The organism is Rhodococcus sp. PML026, assembly GCF_000963615.1.
Lineage (GTDB): Bacteria > Actinomycetota > Actinomycetes > Mycobacteriales > Mycobacteriaceae > Rhodococcoides > Rhodococcoides fascians.
Genome location: NZ_KQ031367.1, coordinates 265,492 through 278,809 on the forward strand (window position 1 = coordinate 265,492; position 13,318 = coordinate 278,809).

Sequence of the window (13,318 nt, forward strand, 5' to 3'; positions counted from 1 at the left end):
ATGACCAATCCCCTCTCACAGCCGGGCCGCCCAGGGCAAGGACTGCCGACGCCGCCGTCCGGTTGGCCCATCGGTTCCTACCCCACCTATGCCGAGGCGCAGCGCGCCGTCGATTTCCTCTCCGACGAGGAATTCTCGGTACAGGACGTCACCATCGTCGGCGTCGATCTGATGCAGGTCGAACGCGTCCTCGGCCGCCTCACCTGGCCCAAAGTTATTGGTGGAGGCATTGTTTCGGGAGCGTGGCTCGGGGTTTTCCTCGGCCTGGTCCTCGGCATCTTCAGCGAGAACATCTTCGGAGCTCTGCTCATCGGCGTCGGCGGCGGCATCATCTTCGGTTTGATCTCGGCGTCCATTCCGTACGCGGCCACCAAGGGACAGCGTGATTTCGCGTCGAGCATGCAGTTGGTCGCCGGACGCTACGACGTCATCTGCGAGCCCCGGACGGCAGAGAAAGCACGCGACCTGCTCGCCAAACTGTCGATTTGATCACAGCGGGTGGACGACCAGGCAACCGACAGGTAACGGAATAGCCCCAAATCGCCCTCGAGGCCAGTGAGTTCGGTTACGTTTCTCTCGTGCACGGCAGTGCCGAGACAAGGGCTGCGCGAGTAACCGAACGTACGGAGGCGGGACAGTGCCGAGACATCGTGGTCGTAGGCGTGGAAAAGCAACGAGGATAGGGGTGTTGGCGGCAGCGGCTCTGGTGACGAGTCCGTTGCTCGCAGCGTGTGGTTCGTCGGACAGTTCGGTTCCGGTTCTGAGTTTCTACACTGCCGCAGACGGCGCAGAGCAGTACGCCGCTGCGGCACAGGTGTGTTCGGACGCCTCCAACGGCCGGTATCGAGTGGAGCAGCGGACACTGCCCAAAAGTGCCAACGATCAGCGCCTGCAGCTCGCGAGGCGTCTCGCCGGAAACGACAAGACGTTGGATCTGATGACGCTCGACGTGGTCTGGACCGCCGAATTCGCCGAGGCCGGATGGGCATTGCCCGTCCCCGACGACCTCTCGGCGAAGCTGCGCGACGGGTCCACCCTGGAAGGCCCGCTCGCCACCGCGGAATGGCAGGACCAGCTCTACGCCGTTCCGCTCAACTCCAACACCCAGTTGCTCTGGTACCGACCCGACGAGGTGCCGGGCGGCACCCCGCCGCAGACGTGGGATCAGCTGATCGACGTGGCCGAGGCCAACGCGGCCGCCGGTAAGCCCGCTCAGATCGGTGTGCAGGCCAAGCAGTACGAGGGCTTCATGGTCTGGTTCAATTCGCTGCTCGAGAGCGCGGGTGGGTCGGTGGTCGCCGAAGACGGAACGACGGTGACACTCAACGACACTCCCGAGCATCGCGCCGCCACCGAGAAGGCCCTCGAGATCATCAAGCGGGTGGCCACGGCCGACGGCCGCGATCCATCGGTCTCGCAGAGCGACGAGGCGACAGCTCGACTCGGCATGGAGTCGGGACGGATGGCCTTCCAGGTCAACTACCCGTTCGTGCTTCCCGGCCTGAAGGAGAACGCCGTCGCCGGGGCAGTGTCGTTCCTCGATCTGGCGAATGTGCCTGCCGATCAGCAGGATGCACGCATCGCCGAGGTCTTCCGCAGTGCTCCGTACCCCGAGGTGAACGCGGGGGAGCCCGCCAAGGTCACCATCGGCGGCTTCAACATCGGCGTCGCGAAGACCACTCAGCACGAGGACCTCGCCTGGGAAGCCGTCGAGTGCCTCACCAACCAGGAGAATCAGCGCAACAACGCCGTCAACGGCGGCGTGCCCCCGGTGCTGAAGTCGCTGTACTCCGATCCGGAGTTCCAGGCCGTCTATCCCGCATGGGAAGGGGTGCTCGGTTCCATCGAGTCCGCGGCAGTGCGGCCCGTTTCGCCTGCCTACCAGAGCATTTCGATTCTGTTGACCGATGCCCTCAACCCGCCGCAGAACATCGATCCGGTTGCCGACGTGGACAAGCTCGCAGAACTGGTCAGCAAGGCCGTCAATTCCGAAGGGTTGATTCCATGAGCGATCCCACCGAATCGCAGCCGCAGCCCGCCGATCGGCAGGCGGCTCTGAAGAACATCTCCGACGGTAAGAAAGCCGAACGACGCCTGGGATTGCTCCTCGTCGCACCCGCGGCGATCCTGATGCTCGCGGTCACCGGCTACCCGATCGTCTACGCCTTCTGGCTCAGTCTGCAGAAGTACAACCTCGCGTTCCCCGAGGATCGCCAATTCGTCGGCATCTCCAACTACGTGACCGTGCTGTCCGACGGCTACTGGTGGACGGCATTCGGCGTCACCGCCGGCATCACGATCATCTCGGTGATCATCGAGTTCATCCTCGGTCTGGCAGTGGCTCTGGTCATGCACCGCACCATCTTCGGCCGCGGACTCGTCCGCACCGTGGTGCTCATTCCGTACGGCATCGTGACCGTCGCCGCCGCGTACAGCTGGTACTACGCCTGGACCCCGGGCACCGGTTATCTCGCCAACCTGTTGCCCGAGGGCAGCGCGCCGCTCACCGAGCAGTTCCCGTCGCTCGCGATCGTGGTTCTGGCCGAGGTGTGGAAGACGACCCCGTTCATGGCTCTGCTGCTGCTGGCAGGCCTGGCTCTGGTGCCCGACGATCTGCTCAAGGCCGCCGAGGTGGACGGAGCGGGTGGCTGGACGCGGCTGATGCGGATCACCATTCCGTTGATGAAGCCGGCAATTCTCGTCGCGGTGCTCTTCCGCACGCTCGACGCGTTCCGCATCTTCGACAACATCTACGTCCTCACCCGAGGGAGCAACGAGACAGGATCGGTGTCGATTCTCGGTTACAACAACCTGTTCGGCGCGTTCAACCTCGGACTCGGGTCGGCGATCAGCATCCTGATCTTCTTCTGCGTCGCGATCATCGCGTTCGTGTTCATCAAGTTGTTCGGTGCCTCGGCACCGGGATCCGACGACGGAGGCCGCAAGTAATGACCACTGTTACGCCTCGCAAGAAGGTCGGTTGGACGGTCGTCAACGTCCTCGTCCTCCTCTACGCGCTCGTTCCGTTGGCGTGGATCATCAGCCTGTCGTTCAAATCGACGGCCACGATCGCCGACGGAAAGTTCATCCCGCAGTCGTTCACTCTGGAGAACTACAAGGGCATCTTCTCCACCAACCAGTTCACCTCGGCGCTGGTGAACTCCATCGGAATCGGGTTGATCACCACGGTGATCGCCGTCGTGATCGGCACCATGGCCGCGTATGCCGTTGCCCGGCTGGACTTTCCGGGCAAGAAGCTCCTGGTCGGTGCGGCTCTGCTGATCGCGATGTTCCCCCAGATCTCGCTGGTGACACCGCTGTTCGACATCTCGCGCTCGCTCGGTCTGTTCGACACCTGGCCGGGTCTGATCATCCCGTACATCACCTTCGCGTTGCCGTTGGCGATCTACACCCTCTCCGCGTTCTTCCGCGAGATCCCGTGGGAGCTGGAGAAGGCGGCGAAGATGGACGGAGCAACGCCTGCACAGGCTTTCCGCAAGGTCATCGCCCCGCTGGCAGCACCCGGCATCGTCACCGCGTCGATCCTGGTGTTCATCTTCGCCTGGAACGACCTCCTGCTCGCCATCTCGCTGACGGCGACGGAACGTTCGGTCACCGTCCCGGCGGCCATCTCGCAGTTCACCGGTAGCTCTCAGTTCGAGGAGCCCACGGGATCGATCGCGGCAGCCGCCGTCGTCATCACCATCCCGATCATCATTTTCGTGCTCTTCTTCCAACGACGTATCGTGGCGGGCTTGACGTCCGGCGCAGTGAAGGGATAACCGTCATGGCCGAAATCGTTCTCGACAAAGTCACCAAGCTCTACCCGGACGGCGCCGCTGCCGTCAGCGACGTCGACATCACCATCGCCGACGGCGAATTCATCATCCTCGTCGGACCGTCCGGCTGCGGAAAGTCCACCACGCTCAACATGATCGCCGGGCTGGAGGACATCTCGTCGGGTGAGCTGCGGATCGCGGGGGAGCGCGTCAACGAGAAGGCACCGAAGGATCGCGACATCGCGATGGTGTTCCAGTCCTACGCGCTGTACCCGCACATGACGGTCCGGCAGAACATCGCCTTCCCGCTGACGCTCGCCAAGCTCTCGAAGACCGAGATCAACGACAAGGTCGAAGAGGCTGCCAAGATCCTCGATCTCAGTCAGCACCTCGACCGGAAGCCCGCCAACCTCTCCGGTGGTCAGCGACAGCGAGTTGCGATGGGCCGCGCCATCGTTCGCACCCCCAAGGCCTTCCTGATGGACGAGCCGCTGTCCAACCTCGACGCCAAGCTGCGAGTCCAGACGCGCGCCGAGATCTCGCGGCTGCAGAAGCGTCTGGGCACCACCACCGTCTACGTCACGCACGATCAGACCGAGGCCATGACCCTCGGCGACCGCGTCGTGGTGTTGCGCGGTGGGCTCGTGCAGCAGATCGGTTCTCCGCAGGAGCTCTACGACAAGCCGCGAAACCTGTTCGTGGGCGGCTTCATAGGATCGCCCTCGATGAATTTCGTTCCGGGACAGCTCACCTCGAACGGAGTGTCCACGGCCCTCGGCGACATCGAGATCCCGCTCGAGCGAATGGACGCGATCAAGGCCAAGAACCCGGGCCGCGAGGTGGTCGTCGGTATCCGTCCCGAGCACTTCGAGGACGCGGCACTGATCGACGGCTACCAGAAGATGAGCGGTGCCACCTTCACCGCAACCGTCGACGTGCTCGAGTCCATGGGCAGCGACAAGTACGTCTACTTCACGCTGAAGGGTGCCAAGGTCGAGTCCAGCGAACTCCAGGAGCTGGCCGCCGATGCCGGCATCGCCGATCTCGGTGGCGCACAGGTGGTTGCGCGTCTGGCAGCCGAATCCAAGGCCGCCGAGGGTGGTCAGGTGGAACTGTGGTTCGACCCGGGCAAGATCTCGGTGTTCGACCAGGCGTCGGGTGCGAACCTGACGTTGTAGAGCGCTAAGCCCATGTGAGCGGAACTTCGTAGCCCACTACGAAGTTCCACTCACATGCCGCGGGCTCTACAGTGGCACGTTCGACGTGGTGTTCGGTTCGGACTCGGCGACCCGCACCGATTGCCGCGCTGCCGGGGTGCTTCTGATGGCCAGGGCTGCCGCAGCGACGACGGCGCAGGCCACGGCACCGGCGACGAAGGCTGCGGTGTACGCGCTCTCGCGGGCCACGTTTGTGCCGTCGATGGTGAACATCGCCAGCACGGTGGACAATGACGCACTCGCGATCGACGTGCCGACGGTGCGCACGATCGAGTTGACGCTGTTGGCCACGCCGGTGTACGCTGCGCTGACCTCGGCCATGAGCAGGTTGGGCAGGGCCGCGAACGCGAGGCTGACGAACGTGTTGATGACGATGCCCGCGGTGATGAGCTGCCAGGTGTGATCGTGGGCCACCGCGACGAACGCAAATCCGAGAACGCCGATCACAGCGCCGCCGACGAGAACTCGGCGCGGCCCGAACGATCCGATGAGGCGACCGCTGATCACCGCGGCCACCACTCCTACCGCTGCACCGGGTAGCAGGTACACGACACTCGCTTCGAGAACGTTGGCGGTGAATCCGTAGCCGGCGACGGCACGTGGGGTCTGTACGAAGTAGGAGCAGGCCAGGAAGTTGGCGAACATTCCGACGCCGACGAACAGGGTGGCGACGTTGGTGGCAAGCAGTGGCCCGTGAGTGAGCATGCGGGGTGCGACGAGCGGGGCATCGATGCGTTTCTCGAAGATCCACCAGACGGTTCCCAGCAGCACGCCCGCGACAGCGCATCCGATGGTGGCCACCGAACCCCAGCCCCACGTGCGGCCCTGGGTGAGGGCCAGGAACAACAGCAGGAGTGTGCCCGCCAGCAGCACGGCACCCCACCAGTCGACCGACCCGCTGCCGCTACGCGGTCGGGCCGGGACACCGAACCACGCGATGCCGAGTGCAACCACGACGATGGCGACGGTGAGCCAGAAGACGCGGTGGTAGTCGGCGCCGTTGGCCGTGAGCAGCCCCGTCAGCACCAATCCGAATCCGCCGCCCACGCCGAGAGTGCCGGACAGGATCGACATCGAGCCGACGAGTGCGCGCGGTGGCATCTCGTCGCGCAACACCGCCAGGGCGATGGGGAACAGGGCGTACGAGACGCCCTGCAGAATGCGGCCGACCAGCAGCCAGGTCAGTGAATCGGTCAACGCTGCCAGCAGCGACCCGGCCAGCACGACGGTCAGGACGCCGATGAGCACGGGGCGTTTGCCGTGCAGGTCGGCGAGTCGGCCGATGACGGGGGTGGCGATGACCGCGGCCAACAGGTTCGCCGTCAGCACCCACCCGGCAGCGGTGGTGCTGACGCCCAGTTGGGTGCCGATGGTGCCCACGATGGGAACGACCATCGTCTGCAGGACGGCGAGGGTCATGACGATGAAACAGAGTCCTGGCAGCAGTGTGCGGCGGGTGGACATGGAAGAGCTACCTCGTTACCTATGACAACCGAAAATACGAACCGATCGAACTAAAATGTTGAACGCATCTAATTAATTATCGGGTACCGGTTTCCCCGGTGTGAGCCGAGGTGCCTCGGATGAGCTACTGGGCCCGGTTGGGCTTCCCCAGGGCCTTCTGCCGGAGTTCACTGACGATCTCGTCGTTCCAGACGTGCTCGCGCACCAACCGATAGCGCTCACGGCTCATCCACAGATAGGCCTCGGCATCGGTGCGGTCTTCGAGAATCTCGGCCGCCCGGACCATGCGGACCACCGGCAGGTACTCCTCACCGAACCAACGTCGCGCGACCGTTCCGCGGTCGACGAACTCCCCGAGTTCTTGCATCAGCCGAAATCCCCAGGCCTCCACCGACTCGCTCAGTTGCGCGTAATCGAACGGGTCGGTGACCTGTACCGCCTCGCGTGCGCGTCCCACCAGGGGCACCCGACTCAGGAAGATGCGGCGATGATCCTTGATCAACAGATCGCCGCGTCGGGTGATGCCCTCGGGAGAGATACGCGTGATGATCTCGGTGACGACGGCGTCGATCGTCGTGCGATGCATCGCGAACGCAATCGACACCCGGTGATGCCCGTCGACGACGAAGTGCATGCCGCCGATGCGATACACCTGGATCGGCGGCATCGCTTCACCGCGGCGCTGCGCCGCCGCCAACCGCTGCCAGCGTTCCCTGATCCGCGCCGAGGTCGGCCTGAAGAACCTGTCGAAGTCGCGGGTGCGGTCGACACTTCCGACGATGGTCTCGACGCGAATGACCTGCAGACCCAGGTGCCGTTCACCGACCTTGCCGAGGGCAGCAACCACCTCGTCGAACGGCAGGATGGTGTTGACGTCGTCGGGTTGACGCCGCAGCCACCCGACGAGTCTCGCCACGTCGGCGCGTCGACGCTGGCGGGTGAAGTCGTTCTCCGCGTCGGCGGCCGGAAATCCGGTGTCACGTGCCATGTCTGCGCCTCACGATCCTCGGTGCTTCGACGTGCTGTCGCTGCCCACCCGGTTCGACGTCGAGCAGGGTGTATCCGACGGTGTTGATCACCGCCGCCCCGTGCAGGGCCAGATCGTCCGGGGTGTGGCCGTGTGGATGAATGTGGCCGTGCAACAACAACTGTGGGGAGAGTCGACGCGTCACCTCGTCCAGGCAGTCGAAGCCGACGTGTGCCGGGTCGGTGTCGTCGCCGACTCCGAGGGGTGGGCTGTGAGTGAGCAGAATGTCCACCGGCCGTACGTCCTTGCGGACGTTGCGATTCCACGCGAACGTTCGAGTGAGGGTGCGTGAGCGTCTGCGCTGCTGACGTTGCGTCCATTGATTGGGGCCGCCGTTGTAGCGGATCGACCCGCCGAGACCGGCGATACGCAGACCGGCAGCGGACACGATCCGCCGGTCGACGTTGATCGCACCCACCGGCCCCGGCCAGGTGGCAGGCAGCCCGGCGCGCATCCAGCCGGCCTTCCCGGCCGAATAACCCGTCAGGTCCGCGTCGTGATTGCCGGGCACGAACACGCACGGAGCGTTCAACGCATCGGTCAGGTACTCGAGGTAATCGAACGGAAGGTCACCCGCGCCGAGAATCAGATCGACGCCGAGCGACTTCACCTGCGGACTCCACAGAGATTCGATCGTTTCGTCGGACACAGCGAGAACGGATACCACGGGTACGACGGTACCCACCTCGTCCGCGGTGGCACCTCCGAACGGACTTCTCGGGCACCGGTGGTGTTGGATGGGTCTCGTGAGCGAGAGTGTCATTACCGCGGTACGCGCACATCTGCTGACCGAGATCGGCGACGACAACCCGTCGTCCGCGTCCGTGACGTTCCTCGGCCTGGAGTCACTGGACGTGCTGCGATTCGGAGCGGACTCCGAGGTGGTGCGGTACGTCAGCCTCGGCTGCTCGCGTCATCCCATGGCAGACCCGAACGACATGGTCGCCGATCCGTCCCGTGGCCCTCGCGCCGAACTGGTACTGACCCTTCGCGGTGGCGCAGGCGTGGCGTCGGGCGTCCACAAGAGCTTGGCCGTGCTCGCGGCCTCGCCCGCGGTGGAGGGCGTTGTGCTGGTGGAGGACGCCCTGCTCGATCTCGGTGAGCCGCTGTGGACAAATGCCCCGTTCACGGCCGTGCTGCTCGGGCCGAGCGACATCGCGGACCTGCCGCTGCCGGAGCCTTTCGATCCGGTTCATTTCTTCGCCGCGGTGCCGTTGACCGGAACCGAGGCCGCCTGGGTGCGGTTACGCGGGGCGGATGCGTTGCGCGAGGCCTGGAAGGAAGCGGGGATCGACGTTCGAGACCCCAACCGGTCCGCAGCCAGCCTCTGATCGGACTCCTACGCACAGGGTGTCGACTTCCGGTTGCTACCCGTTTCTGTCCCATTTCGTCCCTGGCTGTAGATCTCCGGCGCAGGATCTACAGCCAGTTGTTCTTGTGGAACGTTCGCCACAGACCGACGCACACGCAGGCGACGATCGCGACGATCGTGTGATACCCATAGGTCCAGTGCAGCTCGGGCATGTTGTCGAAGTTCATGCCGTAGATGCCGGCCACCATGGTCGGCACCGCCGCGATCGCCACCCAGGACGAGATCTTGCGCATGTCGAGGTTCTGCTGCATCGTCACCCGAGCCAGGGCGGCGTCGACGAGCGAGCTGAGTACCTCGTCGTATTCGGAGATACGTTCGGCGACAGTGGTGTGATGGTCCTGCACGTCGCGCAGGTACCGCCGGACGGACTTCGGAACACTGGGCTCCTGGACCAGCCGTGCGAGAGGCGTCGACAGCGGAGTCACCGACCGGCGTAGTTCCACGACCTCTCGCTTGAGCAGATAGATGTTCTCGATCGGCACGTGGTGATGCGGAGAGAACACCTCCTCCTCCATGCCGTCGACGTCCCTCTCGATCGAGTCGGTGACGGCCAGGTACTCGTCGACGACGTGGTCGGCCACCGCATGCAGCACCGCCGACGGGCCGAGCGCGAGCTGCTCCGGATTGTCCTCGAGGCGCTGGCGCACGCCGGCCAATCCGGAGTGTTCGCCGTGTCGGACGGTGATGACGAAATCTCGACCGACCATCACCATGATCTCGCCGCTCTCGACGATCTCGTTCGCCGTCGTCACCGATTCGTGTTCGACGTACTTGACCGTGCGTAGGACGAGGAATGCGACGTCGTCGTATCGCTCGAGCTTGGGCCGCTGATGCGCGTGCACGGTGTCCTCGACCATCAACTCGTGCAGGTCGTAACACTGAGCGATCGCGTTCATCTGACGGTCGTCCGGCGCATGCAGGCCCACCCAGACGAACCCCTCGCCGCGGGCTCGTACTTCGGCGATCGCGGACGTGTGAGTGAACCGGCCGGGTAGCCGGGAGCCGTCGACGTACACAGCGCAGTCGACGATGGCACGCGCCGTTGGCACCGGTATTCGTGGACTCGAATCGGGAACGGCCTTGTTTCCTCGTCGGTGCAGCGAGGGCAGTGAGGGACGCGGTGGAAGGGACGGCATGGCGGGCAATCGTACGCCAGGAAAACGACAGAACAGTGGGCCCGGAACATCACGGCGGTACGCCTGGGACACTGTTCTGGTGCTCATCGATCTCCACACCCACTCGACAGCGTCCGACGGTACCGACAGCCCGGCCGAGCTGGTTCGCGCTGCGTCGGCAGCGGGCCTGTCGGTGGTGGCGCTCACCGATCACGACACCACGGCCGGATGGGACGAGGCCGCTGCCGCATCGCCTGCCGGCCTGACGCTCGTGCGCGGCATGGAACTGTCGTGCACCGGTCGTGGGGAGGACGGCACGCCCGTCCCGGTGCACCTGCTGGCGTACCTGTTCGACCCCGAGAACGAGGCATTCGCCGCCGAGCGTGCACGACTGCGCGGTGAGCGGGTGACCCGGCTGCGGGCCATCGCTGAGAAAATGGCCGCGGACGGCCTGCCCATCGATCCCGACGCGGTTCTCGCCTCGGCCGGGGAGGCCGCCGGTCGTCCCCATCTGGGCCAGGCTCTGATCGAGGCCGGCTACGTCTCGGACATGGACGCGGCGTTCGCCGGTCCGCTGGCAACGGGTGGCAAGTATTACGTGGGCAAGGTCGACACTCCACTCGACGTCGCCGTCGAGATGATCGCCGCCGCAGGCGGCGTCAGCGTGCTCGCGCATGCCCGGGCCCGCAAGCGCGGACGCATCCTGGATCTGGACCACATCCGAGAACTCACCCCGCTCGGGCTCGGCGGTGTGGAAGTCCACCACATGGACCACTCGCCGGAGGACACCGTGGTGATGGCCGAGTTGGCCGCGGAGTTGGACCTCATCGTCACCGGGTCCTCGGATTATCACGGCACCAACAAGACCGTGAAGCTGGGCGAGTACACCACTGACCCGGAGCAGTACGACCGACTGATCGCGGCGGCCCGGTCATGAACTTCGACGTGACGCTGTACCTGACGGTTCTGATCACGCTGTTTGTGATCATGGATCCACCGGGCGCGATTCCGGTGTTCCTGTCCCTGGTGGGACGCAAGAGCAAGGAAGTGCGCAACAAGGCCGCATGGCAGGCACCCGCGGTCTCGCTCACCGTCATCTCGGTGTTCGCGATCGGCGGCCAGGCCATTCTGAGCTACCTGCACATCGGCATTCCGGCACTGCAGGGCGCGGGTGGACTTCTGCTCCTGCTCATCGCGCTGTCGTTGCTCACCGGTAAGGGCGCGGGCGGCGACGCGGCGGCCGAGGACGTCAACGTCGCACTCGTGCCGCTGGGAACGCCGTTGATGGCGGGCCCCGGAGCCATCGCCGCGGTGATCGTCTACGTCAGTCAGGCCGACGGCAACGCGAGCTCGTTGCTCGCAATCGCCTTGGGCATCATCACGATTCACGTCCTGTTCTTCGTGATTCTGCGCTTCTCCACCGTCCTTATCCGGCTGCTCGGCGAGGGCGGCATCTCGCTGCTGGCACGCATCGCAGGCCTGTTGCTCGCCGCCATCGCGGTGCAGTTGATCGCGGACTCCGTCCGCGGATTTGTGGCCGGAGCATGAGCGGGGCCGGAGCGGGTGCAGGGCTGCGCTTCCTGCGCGGTCTCAGCGGCATCGTCACCGCCGGACTGGTGGTGCTGGCGATCGGCGTCGGCGTCACCCAATATCTCGGTCAGTCCCGCGGCTACCCGGGACCGGGCGCGCTGTCGGTCACCGTGCACATCGTTGCCGCTGTCGTCGCCATCGTCGCGCAGCGCATTGCCGATCATCGACGCGGATTCGCCGCCTTCCTCGGAGCGATCGTGGTCTTCGTGGTCACCGGTCTCGTCCTGTGGACCCAATGGTGGCAGTAGTTCACGCTGGTTTCTGACTCTATGGTCAGTTCGGTGGGCGGTATGGCACACTTGGGCCGTTGCAGCGATGCGGCTACAGCCCATCGTTGACTGTGCAGGCACACCCGCCGCACGTGCGAGACACGCTTTTCGGCAGTCGGCAGCCAGTACTGGCGCCCTCCGGTAGTCCGCGACCCTTTCGAGCATCAATCACTTCGTAGACACGTGTTGCCTCGTCGAGGCCGACAGTGCGAGGAGCTTTCACCGTGACGGCAGTCGAAGACACCACAGGAACACCATCGGCAGTTGCGGCCGCGATCACCGACGACGAGATCTTCGCCGGGCATCTCGGCGGCAAGCTTTCGGTCCAGTTGGCCGCGCCGCTCGAGACCCAGCGCGATCTCTCGATCGCCTACACCCCGGGGGTCGCCCAGGTCAGCCGTGCCATCGCCGCCGACCCGGCACTGGCCAAGCGCTACACCTGGACCGACCGGCTGGTCGCCGTCATCTCCGACGGTTCCGCGGTGCTCGGCCTGGGCGATATCGGTCCGCGCGCGTCGTTGCCGGTGATGGAGGGCAAGGCGGCGCTGTTCAAGAAGTTCGCCGGCCTCGATTCCATCCCGATCGTGCTCGATACCCACGATGTCGACGAGATCGTCGAGACGATCGTGCGGATGCGACACAGTTTCGGAGCCGTCAACCTCGAAGACATCTCCGCCCCGCGGTGTTTCGAGGTGGAACGACGCGTCGTCGAGGCACTGGACTGCCCCGTGATGCACGACGACCAACACGGCACGGCCATCGTCGTCCTTGCGGCGCTGACGGGTGCTGCACGGGTACAGGGCCGGGACCTGGCCGGGCTCCGAGTGGTCGTCTCGGGCGCAGGCGCTGCAGGCGTTGCGTGCGCGAACATGCTGCTCGCCGCCGGCATCTCCGACGTCGTGGTCCTCGACTCCAAGGGCGTCGTCTCGGCCGATCGCGGTGACCTCACCGGCGTCAAGGCCGACCTCGCTGCGCGAACCAACCCTCGTGGACTGAGCGGGGGACCGGGCGATGCGCTGGCCGGAGCCGACGTGTTCCTCGGACTGTCCGCAGGCAAGGTGGACGAGAACGTCATCGCCTCGATGGCCCCCGAGTCCATCGTGTTCGCGCTCTCGAACCCGGATCCGGAGATCCACCCCGAGGTGGCCAGGAAGTACGCGGCCATCGTCGCGACCGGACGCAGCGATTTCCCCAATCAGATCAACAACGTTCTGGCCTTCCCCGGTGTGTTCAAGGGCGCGCTCGACGCCGGCGCACGCCGCATCACCGAAGGCATGAAGCTCGCCGCTGCCGAGGCAATCCTCTCGGTTCTCGGCGACGAGTTGGCCGCGGACAGAATCGTCCCGAGCCCGCTCGATCCTCGCGTCGCCCCGGCCGTTGCGGACGCAGTTGCGGCAGCAGCGCGAGCCGAGGGCGTCGCGTAGGAAAACAGAAAAACACCCCGAACCCCGCCCTATCCGGGCCGGTGGTTCGGGGTGCTTTTCG

Annotated in this window: 14 protein-coding genes; 10 read left to right on the forward strand and 4 right to left on the reverse strand. The window is 65.2% G+C overall.

Annotated elements, in window-relative coordinates; genetic code table 11:
- From VF34_RS02735 to VF34_RS02755, 5 genes are all read left to right on the forward strand, one after another.
- On the forward strand, positions 1–489 hold the full coding sequence (locus tag VF34_RS02735; protein ID WP_027498040.1) for a YflT domain-containing protein: 489 nt from the start codon (positions 1–3) through the stop codon (positions 487–489).
- 196 nt (positions 490–685) lie between these two features.
- The gene (locus tag VF34_RS02740; RefSeq protein WP_027498039.1) at positions 686–2,008 is read left to right on the forward strand and encodes an ABC transporter substrate-binding protein; all 1,323 of its coding nucleotides are present in this window, start codon (positions 686–688) and stop codon (positions 2,006–2,008) included.
- Entirely contained in the window at positions 2,005–2,949 is a 945-nt protein-coding gene (locus VF34_RS02745; RefSeq protein ID WP_045840757.1) for a carbohydrate ABC transporter permease, read from the forward strand. Before VF34_RS02740 ends, VF34_RS02745 begins: the two co-directional genes overlap by 4 nt.
- A complete protein-coding gene (locus VF34_RS02750) occupies positions 2,949–3,782 on the forward strand; it encodes a carbohydrate ABC transporter permease (RefSeq protein WP_027498037.1) in 834 nt (277 codons plus the stop codon). The genes VF34_RS02745 and VF34_RS02750 overlap by 1 nt, the downstream gene beginning before the upstream one ends.
- 5 nt (positions 3,783–3,787) lie before the next feature.
- The gene (locus VF34_RS02755; protein ID WP_032375493.1) at positions 3,788–4,957 is read left to right on the forward strand and encodes an ABC transporter ATP-binding protein; all 1,170 of its coding nucleotides are present in this window, start codon (positions 3,788–3,790) and stop codon (positions 4,955–4,957) included.
- A 66-nt stretch (positions 4,958–5,023) separates the two neighbouring features.
- Here VF34_RS02755 and VF34_RS02760 read toward each other — a convergent pair whose 3' ends face one another.
- From VF34_RS02760 to VF34_RS02770, 3 genes are all read right to left on the reverse strand, one after another.
- A complete protein-coding gene (locus VF34_RS02760; protein WP_032375494.1) occupies positions 5,024–6,460 on the reverse strand; it encodes an MFS transporter in 1,437 nt (478 codons plus the stop codon).
- Between the two features lie 124 nt (positions 6,461–6,584).
- Positions 6,585–7,448 carry a hypothetical protein gene (locus VF34_RS02765; RefSeq protein WP_032371672.1) on the reverse strand — a complete coding sequence of 288 codons (864 nt, stop codon included), beginning with the start codon at positions 7,446–7,448 and terminating at the stop codon, positions 6,585–6,587.
- Positions 7,438–8,154 carry a metallophosphoesterase family protein gene (locus VF34_RS02770; protein ID WP_027498034.1) on the reverse strand — a complete coding sequence of 239 codons (717 nt, stop codon included), beginning with the start codon at positions 8,152–8,154 and terminating at the stop codon, positions 7,438–7,440. Before VF34_RS02770 ends, VF34_RS02765 begins: the two co-directional genes overlap by 11 nt.
- Positions 8,155–8,224: 70 nt before the next feature.
- On the opposite strand from VF34_RS02770, the gene VF34_RS02775 reads away from it, so the two are divergent.
- Positions 8,225–8,818, forward strand: coding sequence for a suppressor of fused domain protein (locus VF34_RS02775; RefSeq protein WP_176458017.1), 594 nt, complete (start codon positions 8,225–8,227; stop codon positions 8,816–8,818).
- 88 nt (positions 8,819–8,906) lie between these two features.
- Here VF34_RS02775 and VF34_RS02780 read toward each other — a convergent pair whose 3' ends face one another.
- A complete protein-coding gene (locus tag VF34_RS02780; RefSeq protein ID WP_027498032.1) occupies positions 8,907–9,995 on the reverse strand; it encodes a magnesium and cobalt transport protein CorA in 1,089 nt (362 codons plus the stop codon).
- A gap of 79 nt (positions 9,996–10,074) precedes the next feature.
- Here VF34_RS02780 and VF34_RS02785 point away from each other — a divergent pair, with 79 nt between their 5' ends.
- The 4 genes from VF34_RS02785 to VF34_RS02800 all read left to right on the forward strand — a co-directional run bounded on the left by VF34_RS02785 (position 10,075) and on the right by VF34_RS02800 (position 13,257).
- Positions 10,075–10,911 carry a PHP domain-containing protein gene (locus tag VF34_RS02785; RefSeq protein WP_032375495.1) on the forward strand — a complete coding sequence of 279 codons (837 nt, stop codon included), beginning with the start codon at positions 10,075–10,077 and terminating at the stop codon, positions 10,909–10,911.
- Entirely contained in the window at positions 10,908–11,522 is a 615-nt protein-coding gene (locus VF34_RS02790) for a MarC family protein (protein ID WP_027498030.1), read from the forward strand. The genes VF34_RS02785 and VF34_RS02790 overlap by 4 nt, the downstream gene beginning before the upstream one ends.
- On the forward strand, positions 11,519–11,812 hold the full coding sequence (locus VF34_RS02795) for a hypothetical protein (RefSeq protein WP_045840758.1): 294 nt from the start codon (positions 11,519–11,521) through the stop codon (positions 11,810–11,812). The genes VF34_RS02790 and VF34_RS02795 overlap by 4 nt, the downstream gene beginning before the upstream one ends.
- 245 nt (positions 11,813–12,057) lie before the next feature.
- Positions 12,058–13,257 (forward strand): NAD(P)-dependent malic enzyme, encoded by a 1,200-nt coding sequence (locus tag VF34_RS02800; protein WP_032375496.1) that lies wholly within the window; start codon positions 12,058–12,060, stop codon positions 13,255–13,257.
- Positions 13,258–13,318 lie beyond the last annotated feature (61 nt).

Coding starts and splice junctions, on each gene's coding strand:
- VF34_RS02790 (WP_027498030.1), top strand. CDS start 10,908: ATGAACTTCGACGTGACGCTGTACCTGACGGTTCTGATCACGCTGTTT.
- VF34_RS02755 (WP_032375493.1), top strand. CDS start 3,788: ATGGCCGAAATCGTTCTCGACAAAGTCACCAAGCTCTACCCGGACGGC.
- VF34_RS02795 (WP_045840758.1), top strand. CDS start 11,519: ATGAGCGGGGCCGGAGCGGGTGCAGGGCTGCGCTTCCTGCGCGGTCTC.
- VF34_RS02765 (WP_032371672.1), bottom strand. CDS start 7,448: ATGGCACGTGACACCGGATTTCCGGCCGCCGACGCGGAGAACGACTTC.
- VF34_RS02735 (WP_027498040.1), top strand. CDS start 1: ATGACCAATCCCCTCTCACAGCCGGGCCGCCCAGGGCAAGGACTGCCG.
- VF34_RS02780 (WP_027498032.1), bottom strand. CDS start 9,995: ATGCCGTCCCTTCCACCGCGTCCCTCACTGCCCTCGCTGCACCGACGA.
- VF34_RS02750 (WP_027498037.1), top strand. CDS start 2,949: ATGACCACTGTTACGCCTCGCAAGAAGGTCGGTTGGACGGTCGTCAAC.
- VF34_RS02760 (WP_032375494.1), bottom strand. CDS start 6,460: ATGTCCACCCGCCGCACACTGCTGCCAGGACTCTGTTTCATCGTCATG.
- VF34_RS02775 (WP_176458017.1), top strand. CDS start 8,225: ATGGGTCTCGTGAGCGAGAGTGTCATTACCGCGGTACGCGCACATCTG.
- VF34_RS02745 (WP_045840757.1), top strand. CDS start 2,005: ATGAGCGATCCCACCGAATCGCAGCCGCAGCCCGCCGATCGGCAGGCG.